Genomic DNA, 12,739 nt, shown 5'->3' on the forward strand with positions numbered 1-12,739 from the left:
TATGCATCGCGCCTTATCAACGCTTGTTGTTTACAGCTTACTTAGTACCCCATTATTTGCCGCAACAAAAGAAGACGTTACAGCACCTGCGTTAGTACCTATTAAAACGTATCCGAGCGCAAGTGCACCCATGCCTCGTTTTTCTGTAGATGCGAATTGGCCCTCTTTACCCGATACGTGGATGCTCGGACAGGTAAGTGGGTTATCCATTGATAAATACGATCACGTATGGATTTTACAACGTCCTAATTCGCTCGGTAAATTTGATACGGGGCTAGCCGCTACGCCAAAAACGGCGTTGTGTTGCGAGCCCGCGCCACACGTAATTCGTTTTACGCCGCAAGGTAAAGTAGCCACTGCATGGGGAGGGGCATCGCACGCGCCTACTATTGATGGGGTAAATCAGTGGCCGGTAAATGTACATGGTTTATATGTTGATCCTACCGATTCAGTTTGGATTGCTGGCAACGGCGATGGCGATCACGTTGTCGCTAATTTTAATTTTGACGGCAAATTCATAAAGCAAATTGGTGAGCGGGGAAAAACCGGCGGCAATGCCGATAATGCAACACTAGGAAACCCCGCGGATATCTTTTACGACCCGAATGCCGATGAGGTGGTTATTTCCGATGGCTACATTAACGCGCGCATGGTGTCTTTTGACCCTAAAGACAAAAAAGCGACGCATATTTGGGGCGCTTATGGCAATAAGCCAACAGGCCCAACGCGTGAGGGCGCTTTTGATCAATCTCAAGCTGCTCAGCCTCAGGCCCAAGGCGTTGACATTGAAAACCCCTTGTTTGGCAACATTGTGCACTGCGTGAATCAAGCATCAGACGGCTTAATTTATGTCTGCGACAGACGCAACAACCGCGTACAAATTTTTAAGCGCGAGACAAATGGCGATATTTCTTTTAAACACAACCTTGTGGTTGCCGCATCAACTGGTGGCGTAGGCTCGGCAACCGACGTGGCATTTTCTCCTGATGAAACTTATCTTTATGTGGCCGACATGATGAACGGTCGCATATGGATTTATGAACGCGAGTCGTTAACCCTTTTAGGCTCGATAGGCAGAAATGGTCGCTACCCAGGGGAATTTACATGGCTTCACAGTATTGATACCGATAGCGATGGCAACTTGTACACCACAGAAGTGAACACCGGTCGCCGAGTGCAAAAGCTCGTTTTTGAAGGCGTAAAATAATGACGCTACTGTCAGCTGATACGTTATGGTTGCTTATCGCCATGTTGTCAGCTGGCGCCTGTGCAGGCTTTACCGCCGGCCTTTTCGGTATTGGCGGAGGCTTTGTTGTTGTGCCTGTTCTACTTATTATTTTTAATAAGATGGGCGTAGCTGACGATGTTGCCGTGCACTTAGCCATTGGCACCTCGCTGGCTACCATTATTACCACAAGCTTGCGAGCGGCTCGCTCGCATTCAAAGCGCAGTGCTGTAGATTTTACGGTGGTGAAAAGCTGGGCGCCGTGGATTATTTTGGGTGTTGTTGTGGGCTTAGTTATAGCATCAGACGCCAACGCCTCGCTGTTAGTGGGGGTATTTGGTGCGGGTGTATTGTTGCTTTCGGTACATTTTTTGTTTCCCACATGGCTTGCGCACAAACGCGTCAATAAAACCATGCCTGAGGGGCGCACCAAAGCAATACTCGCCACGTTTTTAGGCGGGATATCAGCATTGCTAGGCATTGGTGGAGGTACTATAACCGTGTTAACCATGACCTTATCTAACCGACCTATCCATCAAGCCATAGGAACCGCCTCTGCCTTTGGCGCGCTAATAGCGATACCCGGCACTGTGGGTTTTATTATAATCGGGTGGAGCAAAGCGGGTTTGCCTCTTGGGTCATTGGGTTATGTAAATGCAGTAGGTTGGATTGCTATTAGCGCCATTTCGCTACTTACCGCGCCATTAGGTGCTAAATTCGCGCATAACCTTAACCCCACTATGTTAAAGCGCGCATTCGGTGTTTATCTGGTGATCACCGGTACGTTTATGCTCCAAAAGAGCGTAACGTCAATGTCGCCAAGTATGGCACTAGAAGAGAGTCATTGTGAGTCTGCGGTTAGCAAGGAATGCAAGGCTAGCGTAGCGTTTAGCCCAGTAAACGGTTAATGAGTAACTAACTGGCGTTGTATTTAGGGCGTGCTTGTAAACCTGTTTGTTATTTACGTGCTATACCTTTCAATTGCCTCACGTTTATACCGTGTTGAGAAGCTAGTCATCCTGTCTTCCCAGCACGTTATAAATGTGATTGACTCAATACATTTAGTAAATAGGCAGTACCGAAACCGATTCGGGTGCAGTAAACGGCGCGCTGTAACTCGGTGCTACATCGCCTGAGTTCGCATTCAAAATATTGTCGAATCGCAAGATAGCGCCATTCGATTTTTCTGCCACATACACATGTCCGTTGCTAAGCATTAAATCTACCGGGTTACCAAGCATAGAGGCAGGGCCAGCAATATTGACTGATACATCAGTAATACCGTCTGCGGACTGCGCACCTGATATAACATAAAGTTTGCCATCGGTTGCATCCGCCGCACTGCCTACATCAGAGATAACCAAGCTATCGCTTTGACTATCGTAATCGATACCGTGAATGTTGGTCGGCGCTGAAAACGCAGTGCCACCACTTGCCGGTACAATTAACCTGTCTTCCCCAGTCAGTACAGATTCACCGCTATTCAATCGTCTTACTACTTCTTCAAATACGGCGACGGTACCGTTTGTGAGTGCTAGATAAGCACTATCGGTTGTTGGGTCGTAATCGACATCCCACGGGCGAGCGCCATTCGATGCTTCAAGGGTTAATAACGGCGTTACATCACCTGATGCACAAGGTGAAAACACGCGTACTGCTGGCGTTGTCTCATTCACATCGGCAACAAACACGAGGCCCTCAGTTGATGCAATATCAAGCCCTTTAGGGGCAATGAGGCCTGTATTAGCACCTGCTATCATATGGTCGTAACTGTCACTATACATCATGCCATCACGTTGTGAGGCCAGTCGATTTACCACTAACAGCCCGCCTGTTGATGTATCTGGGTTATCGAAGGTAATAACACCATCGCCTTGCGAGGTATATGACGCACTTTCGATGCTCATGCCGCTATCAAAGCGACGTAACTCGCTGCCTAACAGTGCACTACGTTGTGCAACTAGCCCCGTTGAATCGCCGTCTACAGACGGATTACTTGATACAGAAAGCCCTGCAATAGGCATAGTGGTTATGCCATCGTCTGATGCATCCCATTTCACCATTGCTTCTGTAAACTCAACAAGCGACTCTGGCTTAACAGATGGAGTAGACAGCGTTGGCGCAACATCGCCACTGGCACCGGTAAAGATATTGGAAAAGACTAAAATTGCGTCATTCGATTTTTCGGCCACACGAAGGTCAGCGCCCGATAAAATAATATCTACCGGATTACCTAATTGCGTGCTAGCGCCACCCACCACTCGTGCAGGAACTACCATGCCATCAGCCGATGCTGCGCTTTCGATGACAAATAGCTGGCCATCATCGGCCACGCTTGCATCACCCACATCCGACACTACCAGTCGGTTAGACATCGCCTCGTACACAATACCGTGAAGGTTAATTGAAATTTGGTTGCCGTCGGCGTCTGATGGAACAATGGTCCTGGTCACCGTTGGTGCAAAACCAGAAGAGGTTACATCGTCATACACGGCGACTGTGCCGTCGGTAAGGGCAACAAATAAGCGGTCAGCGTTTTCGTCAAACGCTAAGTCCCACGGGCGCGCAGATGTCATAATTTCTGCGATAGGCGCTACGTTGCCTGCCGCTTGGCCGCCAAACACACTAATTCTTTGACCATTAAAGTCGGCTGCCATTACAAGGCCGGCTTCTTCTGCAAATACAATACCCTTAGGGTTTACCAAGCCAGTTGCCGCGCCGGTAACGTCGTGACCAAAGTTTGCATCAAAGTCGCTGTTTCCAGTAAATGAGCAAAACGAGCGAATAAGAGGAAGGTCGCTGTCTCCTGCTTGAAAAAGCGTATTGCTTTGAGATAACGCGACACCCTCGTTCGCGCCGGTTGATATTGTATTGATAACGCTGGCGTTTTGATCAACGGTTGATACCGTGTTGCGGTTGCTATCGCCATTATTGGCTATTAGAAAAGTGGCTGCTGAAAAACCTGGGCTTCCGTCTTGCCCCGGTGCGCCGTCTTGACCATCGGCGCCATTAACGCCGTTAACACCATCTGCACCATCATCCCCGTTACAGGCTGTTAGAGAAAACACAACTGCCGCTGCAAGCAGTGAAAGTTTAATATTGCGCTGTGAAGTATTTGATAAATCCATAACCATCTCCGTTGTCTTTTTGATGTAGCGACGTTGTACTACTCACGTCCTGTTCAAAAAGCCAAACGACCGACGATAGAGATTGGATGCAATAAATTTAAAAAAGATAAAAAAGAAATAATAAGAGGCCGAGTTATGCTCGGCTAAACTTATGTGGCTAAATTGAAACTAGCCACGCTTTGGCAGCCCTATGCAGCGAGCCTTGAGCAGCATAGCTGCGTTTTGCTGCGTTAGTTATGTATTTACTAACACCTATTTACACTGACATATCATAGGCTTTTGACAGCCACGTATGTACATCTTTGCTTACTTCTGCGATATCGGTTAGCTGTATTCGGTGCGTGCACATAGTACCAAACGGGCCAGAGGGCTCTAGTATACCTTGTGCCTCTACGCCTTTAAGTTTTAATCCAAGATCTATGCGTGTTTTTGTAGACGGTTTAATCAAAGCAAACTGATGCTTTCTGATTACACTAACACTTCCCTTCTTAGGGGATATCGAGACATCATCGCCCAATGCGTTAACTATAGTTATTAGCTTTTCATAAATTGGCTTGAGCGATTCCTTGCCGGCGTACTGCGCCGTTATGAGATCATCGGAAGCGACAGTGTCTTCCTTTGAAAGTGACACTATCGTATTTGCGTATCCATGCGAAACACCGTGCTCATCTTTTAAAAATTTTACTGCCACTGAATGCTTCTCAAAAGACTTTTCTTTTAAAATCCTTATCCATTCATCGAGGCCTTTGCCTGTTTTTTCAGGCATATTATCCAACATGGTTTTTAGTGCTTTATCCATTGTATTCACCTTGATTAATAATTCACATGACGCCCGCAGTAGTGGGCAAAAATACGTAGTTAACAATACCAAGCGAAGCGCAGAGAGCCTACGTATTTTTGTCCCTAGCGAACGCAGCGAGTGTTAAAGCGCTTGTTATATTCCAACCAAACTTTTCAATGCGCATAGGCATGCGTATGCTTGGTGGTGAAATTAGTTGGAGTGATGAAATGCAAGATTTAAAGGCTGGTTGTACCGCTAACAAATAGCAATACTAGAAACAGTCTTTACATGAGAAGATCGACGCCGGAAATAGAATTCGAAGGCGCAACATACTTATTTCTAGCCCAACAACTTAGTTCTATACCCGAATACGTGCTCAATGATCGCATTGGCTCGCTGGACCAATCCAGAGAACTGCTGATAGATGCAATAGACTTCGCTATTACTGAAATATAACGCCGTACTAAGCCGGTCGAACCGTGGGTGAAGGTTCGACTTGAGCACCTTGTTTGCTACATGACTGTACTCTGTAACGGCATTTATAAGAACAAAAGGCTACCTTTCATGAGCAGGTATATTTTTGATACCTTTTGAAAACTCTCGGTGAACTTCGACATTTACAGGCCGATGCTTAACTATTTGTGAAGCGGCATCATTACCCAAGAAATTGCCGTTGCGAAGATCAATTGAAGGCCTAATAGGTCTCTTACAGAACCCACCGCCACAGTTCGGACAAACGTTCTCTAAGACATTGTCCACGCACGTTTTACAAAATGTACACTCATAGGTACAAATCATCGCTTCAGTAGATTCTGGCGGCAGATTTTTGTTACAGTTTTCACATGTAGGACGAAGCTCTAACATATGTGCCTCCTTTCCGGTTTTTACTCTTGTCTAACACCAAACTAAGGGGCAATTACTTGCTGGCGAAAATCGCCAAGCCACCAGCGAGTAATTGACCCAGCGAACGAAGTGAGTTCGTTGATTGGCTTGTTTGTACCCGTAAAGCCGATACTACCTAGCAATATTATTTAATTTTATTCCTATTTTTGATTATTTGACGATAGCTGAAATAGGTAAAAAATGGCGATAATAAATAAAGAGCTAAGAACACATCTAAAGCAAAAAGTGGATAAATTAGTTCTGCTTGGCCGATAGAGCCGCAAAAGTCCCACGAAAAGATAGAAATACATTCATAAACTGAAGTTGACCAGACATACGCAGTAAAACCGAATAAAACGCTAATGATTAAAAGACTTCTTAGCATTTTCAGATATAGCTTTTTGGAAGGTTTAACTTTCAAGCTTCCTGCTCCGAGGGTTACTAACTTTCGTTTAGGGTCATAAACGCATGGGATATAATGCGAAGCGGCCCGTATGTTTGTGTCCTAGTGTGTGCCAGCAAACGACTTGAAACTTTTGTTATGTAAGTAGCTAAAACTGCCTTTCACATGGTATGGAATACATCAACACGCCAACTAGCGCCACTAAAAGTAATAATAATTTCATTAACATACTTAGCTCTTCCTTGAGTATTTAAGTTCTTAGGCCGTTTACGAGCGACTACAGTGCTCTGTTAAATGACATTTCGCATAATGTCGAAATTTCTTTCCTATAACCTTGTTGATTGTAATTTACAGAATGAACATTCATAAATCCATGCAAATAGGAAACTTGCCTTATTGTAACGAGGTTTTTGTTACCCAAACTGTCAATAAGCTCGCTTACTGAAAAATGTGATTCAGATGCGGGGAAAATAAGGCTAACAGGAAATGTTGGTTCAACAATTATATTGTTTCTTATCTGAGCGCCATAGTAGCAATAAGCACTGGTTACATTACTACAACTCGGGTTGTTAGATATATTCCAAATGGCAGATGCACCAACACTGAAACCAATTAGGTTTATCATCGATTTTGTGGATTGAAGACGATTAAGCAGGCGGTTTGAGTATTGTTCTAAAGTGACATGTTTTGAGAAATACGCATACGCTTCTTGCTCGTTTGCAAACGCCATAAAGACCGCAGAATAGGGATCGAAGATTTCAGTTGGCGTAGAAAAATTAGAAGCAAATTCTTCTAAAGCTTCTGTTCTGCCAAAAATGTCGGAAACGATAATGTTCTTCATGTTTTAGGTGTCTTTTAGCGCCTCAATAAGAGCCCGAAGTATGCTTGGCTAAACTTACGTAGCAAAGCCAAACTGTGGCAGCCCAGTATTTTATTTGGCTGCTAGTTAGTCTTGCCACCCGCATGTTGGATTTTAAGATGATAGGGTTCACTTTCACCGCCTTCTGGCGATACAGCAATTATTTGTAATACGAAATTAATTTGTTCCTGATTGTTATAACTGCCATCCAACCAAACAAAAGACATCGAATTTTCATTAATGTTATATCGAGAGGGAGTGACTTCATAATCTGGAATAACGTGGCTTTCAAAAGTACCTGAAACAATCTTTAACTTATACCCTGTAACGTTAACTGGGTTTTCGTTTTTAAATTTTATTGTAATGATGCCAGCATCGGAACATGAACCTCGATTTCCATCGTCATAACCTCGTTTGATCGATTCTACGCTTGCATACGGTATAGCCAATGGATGACTTTTCCCTTTGTACAGAGGATTAGGTAAGAATTCATCATACCCAGGCGCAAAGCTACAAGCATTTGCTGTGGTATAAGATAAAAATAGCGTGATGAGTAGTAGAGTTTTCCGCATAACTTTCCATAGTAACGCCCCAGCGTGCGAAGCCAGAGCCATAATTTTTTGTTATGTGACCTTTACCCGCCGCTTAATGTAAAACACGGCTACACCTACACTTAAAAGCCAAGCTATAAATTTAACAAGGCATACAAGAACAAACCATATGGGCCTGTTAGCAAAAGACACTATGTCGGTGACGCGCAGACTTTGTATTTCTTGAGTTTGCATTGCGCCTAGTAATTGATGACCCAGCCAAAAGACTAGAAAAAACGAAATAAGCAACCAGAGTAAATTAACAGTTCCTAGTTTTTCAAGCTTCATCGAGTTCCTCTGGGCTCATGACGTACAGTCGCTCCGCGTAAATGCGTCCCAGCGAACGAGGTGAGTGAATTAATTTTTATGTTATATATTGCTTATCCGCCCAACACTACCGAAACCGCATTCTCGGCTTCGACTATTGCTTTGTGCGTATTGATGCCAGCTTTAGTTGAATAAAAGTCAGCAGCAGCTTTTATTTCTTTGGGTGTTAGTTGTTCTAAAATTGCTGCTTTGAACGCTTGTTTCGCTTTTACTTGATCTTCGCTCGTGGCGTCAACCTTTTCATCAGATTCAGCGAAAAAATTACTTTCTCCTTCCTTATAGAGAAATTCTCTACTCATCAGGTATGCAACTGTATCTGATATTTCTAAGGCTTGATATAACCTATCAAACTCATAATCGACGTCTATGTTTTTTGATGTGCTCGCACATGAAACGATAAATAAACAGCAGAAAACTAAAATTCCTTTTTTCATTATTACCTCTGAATTCAATAGGGATATAACTTTAAGCTAAGCCGCCCCGCGTAAATGCGTCCCAGCGAACGAAATGATTGCGTTGATTGGCATGCTATGCGTTGCGCTCACTCGTACCTTTTACAGCAAAGAAGTAATAAACTAAAAAACCTAACCATGAAAAGAATAGTGAAACGAGGCACCAAACTAATTTGTGAACTCCTTGAGCTTTCTTTGATGTTAGGGCAACTAATACTGGTAAAAGCGTTAGGCTGAAAAGCACGATAAAAATGATAATTTGCCAAATACTCATGTGAAAAAAACTCCTTATCTTTTGTTTACTATTTAAACTGCACCTAACGCCCAAAGCAGCGGTGCGAAGCATCCGCTGACTTTGATTGTTATATTTCCTGATCACTGCATTGAACTTAGGCCAAATAAATTCCCTTCAGTATCCATGCATACACTCACAAAACCATACTCGCCAATAGACATCTTAGGGTTAATGATTTTACCACCCGCGTCTTCAACTCGCGACTCCTCAACTGCGCAATCCTCAACGCCAAAATAGACAATGGTACCGCCTGTGACTGGCTTGGCTCCCTCTCTTTTAACCAACGCTCCTCCTGCGCCATAGCAGTCCATATCTGTTATAAAGGCTTTCATAATCACCGAGGTGTCTGTTGGATCTGAGATTGTTTCAAGCTCTCTTTGAAGTACGGCTCCATAAAAAACCTCCGCTCTATTCATATCGTTTACGTAAATGTCAAACCAACCCACTGCGTTTTGTTTCATGATGCTATCCTCTATTTAGTTAATATGAGATCATGATAGTCCTTGCAGCCTAGCCAGTATTGTACAAATCAGACATCATATATACGAAAGTAATCTGTAGGTGTATAGCCCGTAATCTTCTTAAATGAACGAATAAAATGAGATTGGTCCGCATATAGATCTACATTATGTTCTTTTAATGATTGCTGTAAACGTACCACTTTCAAGAAGTCATGAGGTGAAAATCCAGTTGATTGCTTTAAAACCCGCTGCAATTGGCGAGGTGACTGGTGTACGATCTCAGCCATTTCAGAAACACTGTTTATACAACTCAAATTGGAGAGTATTTTTTGAACAACCTTATTTTGCTTAACAACGTTTTGTTCAACTAAACTCGATACCAAATCAGTAAATATAGGCAACTTATCCAAAAAGTTCATAGAAGCAGTTTTACTATTAACGCCGATAAGCGGTAATTGACCTAAGTATCTTGAGCCCACAAAACTATCTTTAGTTTCGTGACAATTTCCTTGCAAAACTCCAGGAAAAAACTGAATTCCTGCATAGTTAAAATCTTTGCCAAGATTGAGTTCTACATAGGTGGTTTTTAGCCCTGTGATACCTGCTATATCGGTATTTTTTTGATTAAACAAAATATTAACACAAGCATCAGGGATGGCATGAAGTGTAAAATTATGTTCCAGCGATGTTTCTGTTTTTAACTGCCAATAGCTATGAACAATATCATTCAGTTCTTTGGGTGGCTTGGCTTCAGTATAAATAACTTTACCAGAGACTTTTTCCATTCCATCTTTTATTGGTTCATACATTCTTAACTACTATCTATTTTGCTAAAGTCTGAGGTAAATATAACTTTTAAATAAGGGGCGCAGGCACGTGGGCTAAAATGCGAAGCAGCCAACGTGTATGCGTCCCAGCGAGCAGCGCGAGCGCCTTTAGTGTTTTGTTATATGGCAAACTCTTCGTTTGGTTCTTCTAGTTGTTCCACTTCTTCGAGCCCGCAAATACCATTACCACCGTCAAGATAACGCAGACCAAGGTAAACTTGTTCTCCGATTTGTTCTGCCTGAATTACGACGGCAGGAGTTCGTTCTCCTGTTTTTTCATTAATCTGAATAACACATGTAGGTAATTTGGCATCCAGTACAAAGCTACCCTCTGGTATATAGAAAACAGCTAAGCCGTTTTTTACATCCATTTCAGAGGCAACTCGCCCTGATATGTGAGGTAAGGTATTCCAATTGTCAGGTTTGAATGAGTCCCACATGTTTAACTTTCCATATAACGCAAAGCACATGGGCGACAAGCCGCGCAGCGGGTTGGCGTCCCAGCGACCGAAGTGATCGAGTGCTGCGTGTTGTTATGAGTTGCTATGCTGATTAGCATTTTGTTTAGCCTTGCTCTGAATTTTTATAACTAAAGGCACTACCGCTAAAGCTAGCACTACGGCAAGAAAAATACTTACAAACGTATTACCAAACACCCACCTAAAAAAGATTCCTGAAAGAGCCAACACAAAAGACGACCAAAGCCATGGGTTTATATTCTGCATATTATCTAGAGCACCTCATAACGCCCCAATAAGGGGCTGATAATAGCTTGCTAAAATGTGTAGCGAAGCGGAACCGAGCAAGCTGTTAGCAGTCCCGTCTTGTTAGGTGTCGAAATCAATCGAATTCAGTCTCGATGTTTTTGTTTGACCAGACCTGTCCACTTTTTGACTCGGTAATTGTCCAAGTGCTGAAAATGGCACCGTGTGATAAAGCTACATCATGCATAAAGTCAACCCAACCCAAATGTTGTTGATTGGTGAAGCTAACTACATACGGTCTAGTCGTACCTTGAATGTGCCAATACTCGTTCTCTTTAGTAATAGACATTTCATAGTTCTCACTAAGTTGAGTTTTTAGACCGCTTGCTCCATCTTCTTTTTGCGTAAAAAAGGTAAAATCCAAAATTAGATCTGACTCAGCGGTTATTCCAAAATTAACAAGCTCAGAGTTTATTACATGCGCTTGAGCAATACGGCGATTTTTAATTCTCTCATGATATTCATCCCATATAACCTGGGCTTCTTGCTCATTCATTACTCTTTCCTCGGCATAAACTATTGATTGAAGAAAACAGGAAAAAACTACAAATTTAAAAGTTAACTTCATAGGCACCTAACCCGCCGCATAACGGGCGACTAATCGTTGCTAAAATTCGGAACGTAGTGACGCAGCCAACGAGTAGGCGTCCCAACGAGCAACGCGAATGATGTTAATGCGTTTGTTAGCTGTACCTTTCTCTATGGTAATCATAATACTCTTTTGCTTCTTTGCATAAAGCTGAATTGATGGATTTATCCTTAGATATTTTGCTTAGTAACTCTAAGTACGCGTTCCCTTCTTGTTTTTTAATGTTGGAATTCATAATTCTATGTAGCATAAAAATAGCAGTAAGAGATGGGGCTCTTTCTAAGGAGATGACTAAACTCGGCACGTAGCTAGGAAAGTAATTTTCTAAAAGATGCACCAAAGGCCCTGGAGAACCAATATCGCTGACAGAGTTATTTTCTAGAAAAGTAAATATTGTTTTGTAAGTAGCTGAAATATCATCGAGGCCTTCAACTAAATCTACAAGCTCATAGAGTTTATCGACAACGTAATCATCACACTTTAGTTGAGCAAGTCTATTACAAAATTTGGAAATACAATTATCCACGACTCCTACCTGAACAGCTAACAATTTATTATGTTTAAATATCGATAAGCTTTAAACTATCATTTATTAGTTCTATGATTTTATTATCAGGTATTGCCTCGTAATTAAAATCTATTATAGTTGGGAAAGGTGACTTTGTATGAATAGTTGCTGTTGATGATATCTTTTGACAAAAATCAAATATTCCCTTGTAGCATTTATCCCTAGCAACTTGTGATACATTGTTAAATTCTATATCCAACTGCACTTTTGTTATCTGAGGTTTCTTTTCATATCCAGATTGTTTTTTTGCATTTTCATCTTCATCTGCCGCTAGCTTATTTATAACCTCTCGTATATATAATGCCATAATAGGTTGATATACTTTTGCACCTATTAATTCAGTTGCACAAGCAGCATGTCGAATATAAAGAGTATCTGCATCTCTCTCCCAAATCCCCCTCGTAACGCCTTGAATATAAACGATCGGTTTACTGCTAGAGTTTAATTTTACAAAGGTATCATCCCCAACAGAACTTATTACTTGTTGAGATTGTTTAAAACAATGTTTACACAATATATTTTTAGGTGCACCGCTGAGTTTTTTTAATAATTTACAAGCTTCGAGTCTACTATTCATATTACCCTTTA

Annotated in this window: 16 protein-coding genes; 3 read left to right on the forward strand and 13 right to left on the reverse strand. The window is 42.3% G+C overall.

What is annotated here, in order from left to right:
* The first annotated feature begins 1 nt into the window (after position 1).
* Entirely contained in the window at positions 2-1,207 is a 1,206-nt protein-coding gene (locus AC27EZ_RS17185; protein WP_487136501.1) for an NHL repeat-containing protein, read from the forward strand.
* The gene (locus AC27EZ_RS17190; protein WP_487136502.1) at positions 1,207-2,133 is read left to right on the forward strand and encodes a sulfite exporter TauE/SafE family protein; all 927 of its coding nucleotides are present in this window, start codon (positions 1,207-1,209) and stop codon (positions 2,131-2,133) included. Before AC27EZ_RS17185 ends, AC27EZ_RS17190 begins: the two co-directional genes overlap by 1 nt.
* A gap of 153 nt (positions 2,134-2,286) precedes the next feature.
* On the opposite strand, the gene AC27EZ_RS17195 is transcribed toward AC27EZ_RS17190, so the two are convergent.
* Together AC27EZ_RS17195 and AC27EZ_RS17200 are read right to left on the reverse strand one after the other, a co-directional pair.
* Positions 2,287-4,353, reverse strand: a complete 2,067-nt coding sequence (locus tag AC27EZ_RS17195; RefSeq protein WP_487136503.1) for a YncE family protein — start codon at positions 4,351-4,353, stop codon at positions 2,287-2,289.
* A 256-nt stretch (positions 4,354-4,609) separates the two neighbouring features.
* Positions 4,610-5,152, reverse strand: a complete 543-nt coding sequence (locus tag AC27EZ_RS17200) for a DUF5655 domain-containing protein (protein WP_487136504.1) — start codon at positions 5,150-5,152, stop codon at positions 4,610-4,612.
* 225 nt (positions 5,153-5,377) lie between these two features.
* Between AC27EZ_RS17200 and AC27EZ_RS17205 the strand changes: the two genes are divergently transcribed.
* Positions 5,378-5,590, forward strand: coding sequence for a CcdB family protein (locus AC27EZ_RS17205; protein WP_487136515.1), 213 nt, complete (start codon positions 5,378-5,380; stop codon positions 5,588-5,590).
* 99 nt (positions 5,591-5,689) lie between these two features.
* Here AC27EZ_RS17205 and AC27EZ_RS17210 read toward each other — a convergent pair whose 3' ends face one another.
* The 11 genes from AC27EZ_RS17210 to AC27EZ_RS17260 all read right to left on the reverse strand — a co-directional run.
* Entirely contained in the window at positions 5,690-5,998 is a 309-nt protein-coding gene (locus AC27EZ_RS17210; RefSeq protein ID WP_487136505.1) for a DUF1272 domain-containing protein, read from the reverse strand.
* Between the two features lie 698 nt (positions 5,999-6,696).
* Entirely contained in the window at positions 6,697-7,260 is a 564-nt protein-coding gene (locus AC27EZ_RS17215) for a hypothetical protein (RefSeq protein ID WP_487136506.1), read from the reverse strand.
* 101 nt (positions 7,261-7,361) lie between these two features.
* Positions 7,362-7,850: a hypothetical protein gene (locus tag AC27EZ_RS17220; protein WP_487136507.1), complete on the reverse strand. Its 489-nt coding sequence runs from the start codon at positions 7,848-7,850 to the stop codon at positions 7,362-7,364.
* 398 nt (positions 7,851-8,248) lie between these two features.
* On the reverse strand, positions 8,249-8,629 hold the full coding sequence (locus tag AC27EZ_RS17225) for a DUF2059 domain-containing protein (RefSeq protein WP_487136508.1): 381 nt from the start codon (positions 8,627-8,629) through the stop codon (positions 8,249-8,251).
* Positions 8,630-8,723: 94 nt separating this feature from the next.
* On the reverse strand, positions 8,724-8,921 hold the full coding sequence (locus tag AC27EZ_RS17230) for a PLDc N-terminal domain-containing protein (RefSeq protein WP_487136509.1): 198 nt from the start codon (positions 8,919-8,921) through the stop codon (positions 8,724-8,726).
* Positions 8,922-9,022: 101 nt separating this feature from the next.
* On the reverse strand, positions 9,023-9,403 hold the full coding sequence (locus AC27EZ_RS17235; protein WP_487136510.1) for a VOC family protein: 381 nt from the start codon (positions 9,401-9,403) through the stop codon (positions 9,023-9,025).
* Positions 9,404-9,471: 68 nt separating this feature from the next.
* On the reverse strand, positions 9,472-10,212 hold the full coding sequence (locus AC27EZ_RS17240) for a DUF6597 domain-containing transcriptional factor (protein WP_487136511.1): 741 nt from the start codon (positions 10,210-10,212) through the stop codon (positions 9,472-9,474).
* A gap of 137 nt (positions 10,213-10,349) precedes the next feature.
* Entirely contained in the window at positions 10,350-10,670 is a 321-nt protein-coding gene (locus AC27EZ_RS17245; protein WP_126874109.1) for a hypothetical protein, read from the reverse strand.
* 400 nt (positions 10,671-11,070) lie between these two features.
* On the reverse strand, positions 11,071-11,490 hold the full coding sequence (locus AC27EZ_RS17250) for a hypothetical protein (RefSeq protein WP_487136512.1): 420 nt from the start codon (positions 11,488-11,490) through the stop codon (positions 11,071-11,073).
* A 187-nt stretch (positions 11,491-11,677) separates the two neighbouring features.
* Positions 11,678-12,109 (reverse strand): hypothetical protein, encoded by a 432-nt coding sequence (locus AC27EZ_RS17255; RefSeq protein ID WP_487136513.1) that lies wholly within the window; start codon positions 12,107-12,109, stop codon positions 11,678-11,680.
* A 34-nt stretch (positions 12,110-12,143) separates the two neighbouring features.
* The coding region (locus tag AC27EZ_RS17260; protein ID WP_487136514.1) for a hypothetical protein at positions 12,144-12,739 on the reverse strand (596 nt) is incomplete at its 5' end.

This window comes from Alteromonas sp. 4NH20-0056, from assembly GCF_057539655.1.

What these genes read in the sequence shown, in the direction of transcription:
- AC27EZ_RS17185 (WP_487136501.1), top strand. Translation starts at nt 2, where the DNA reads ATGCATCGCGCCTTATCAACGCTTGTTGTTTACAGCTTACTTAGTACC.
- AC27EZ_RS17190 (WP_487136502.1), top strand. Translation starts at nt 1,207, where the DNA reads ATGACGCTACTGTCAGCTGATACGTTATGGTTGCTTATCGCCATGTTG.
- AC27EZ_RS17195 (WP_487136503.1), bottom strand. Translation starts at nt 4,353, where the DNA reads ATGGATTTATCAAATACTTCACAGCGCAATATTAAACTTTCACTGCTT.
- AC27EZ_RS17200 (WP_487136504.1), bottom strand. Translation starts at nt 5,152, where the DNA reads ATGGATAAAGCACTAAAAACCATGTTGGATAATATGCCTGAAAAAACA.
- AC27EZ_RS17210 (WP_487136505.1), bottom strand. Translation starts at nt 5,998, where the DNA reads ATGTTAGAGCTTCGTCCTACATGTGAAAACTGTAACAAAAATCTGCCG.
- AC27EZ_RS17215 (WP_487136506.1), bottom strand. Translation starts at nt 7,260, where the DNA reads ATGAAGAACATTATCGTTTCCGACATTTTTGGCAGAACAGAAGCTTTA.
- AC27EZ_RS17220 (WP_487136507.1), bottom strand. Translation starts at nt 7,850, where the DNA reads ATGCGGAAAACTCTACTACTCATCACGCTATTTTTATCTTATACCACA.
- AC27EZ_RS17225 (WP_487136508.1), bottom strand. Translation starts at nt 8,629, where the DNA reads ATGAAAAAAGGAATTTTAGTTTTCTGCTGTTTATTTATCGTTTCATGT.
- AC27EZ_RS17230 (WP_487136509.1), bottom strand. Translation starts at nt 8,921, where the DNA reads ATGAGTATTTGGCAAATTATCATTTTTATCGTGCTTTTCAGCCTAACG.
- AC27EZ_RS17235 (WP_487136510.1), bottom strand. Translation starts at nt 9,403, where the DNA reads ATGAAACAAAACGCAGTGGGTTGGTTTGACATTTACGTAAACGATATG.
- AC27EZ_RS17240 (WP_487136511.1), bottom strand. Translation starts at nt 10,212, where the DNA reads ATGTATGAACCAATAAAAGATGGAATGGAAAAAGTCTCTGGTAAAGTT.
- AC27EZ_RS17245 (WP_126874109.1), bottom strand. Translation starts at nt 10,670, where the DNA reads ATGTGGGACTCATTCAAACCTGACAATTGGAATACCTTACCTCACATA.
- AC27EZ_RS17250 (WP_487136512.1), bottom strand. Translation starts at nt 11,490, where the DNA reads ATGAATGAGCAAGAAGCCCAGGTTATATGGGATGAATATCATGAGAGA.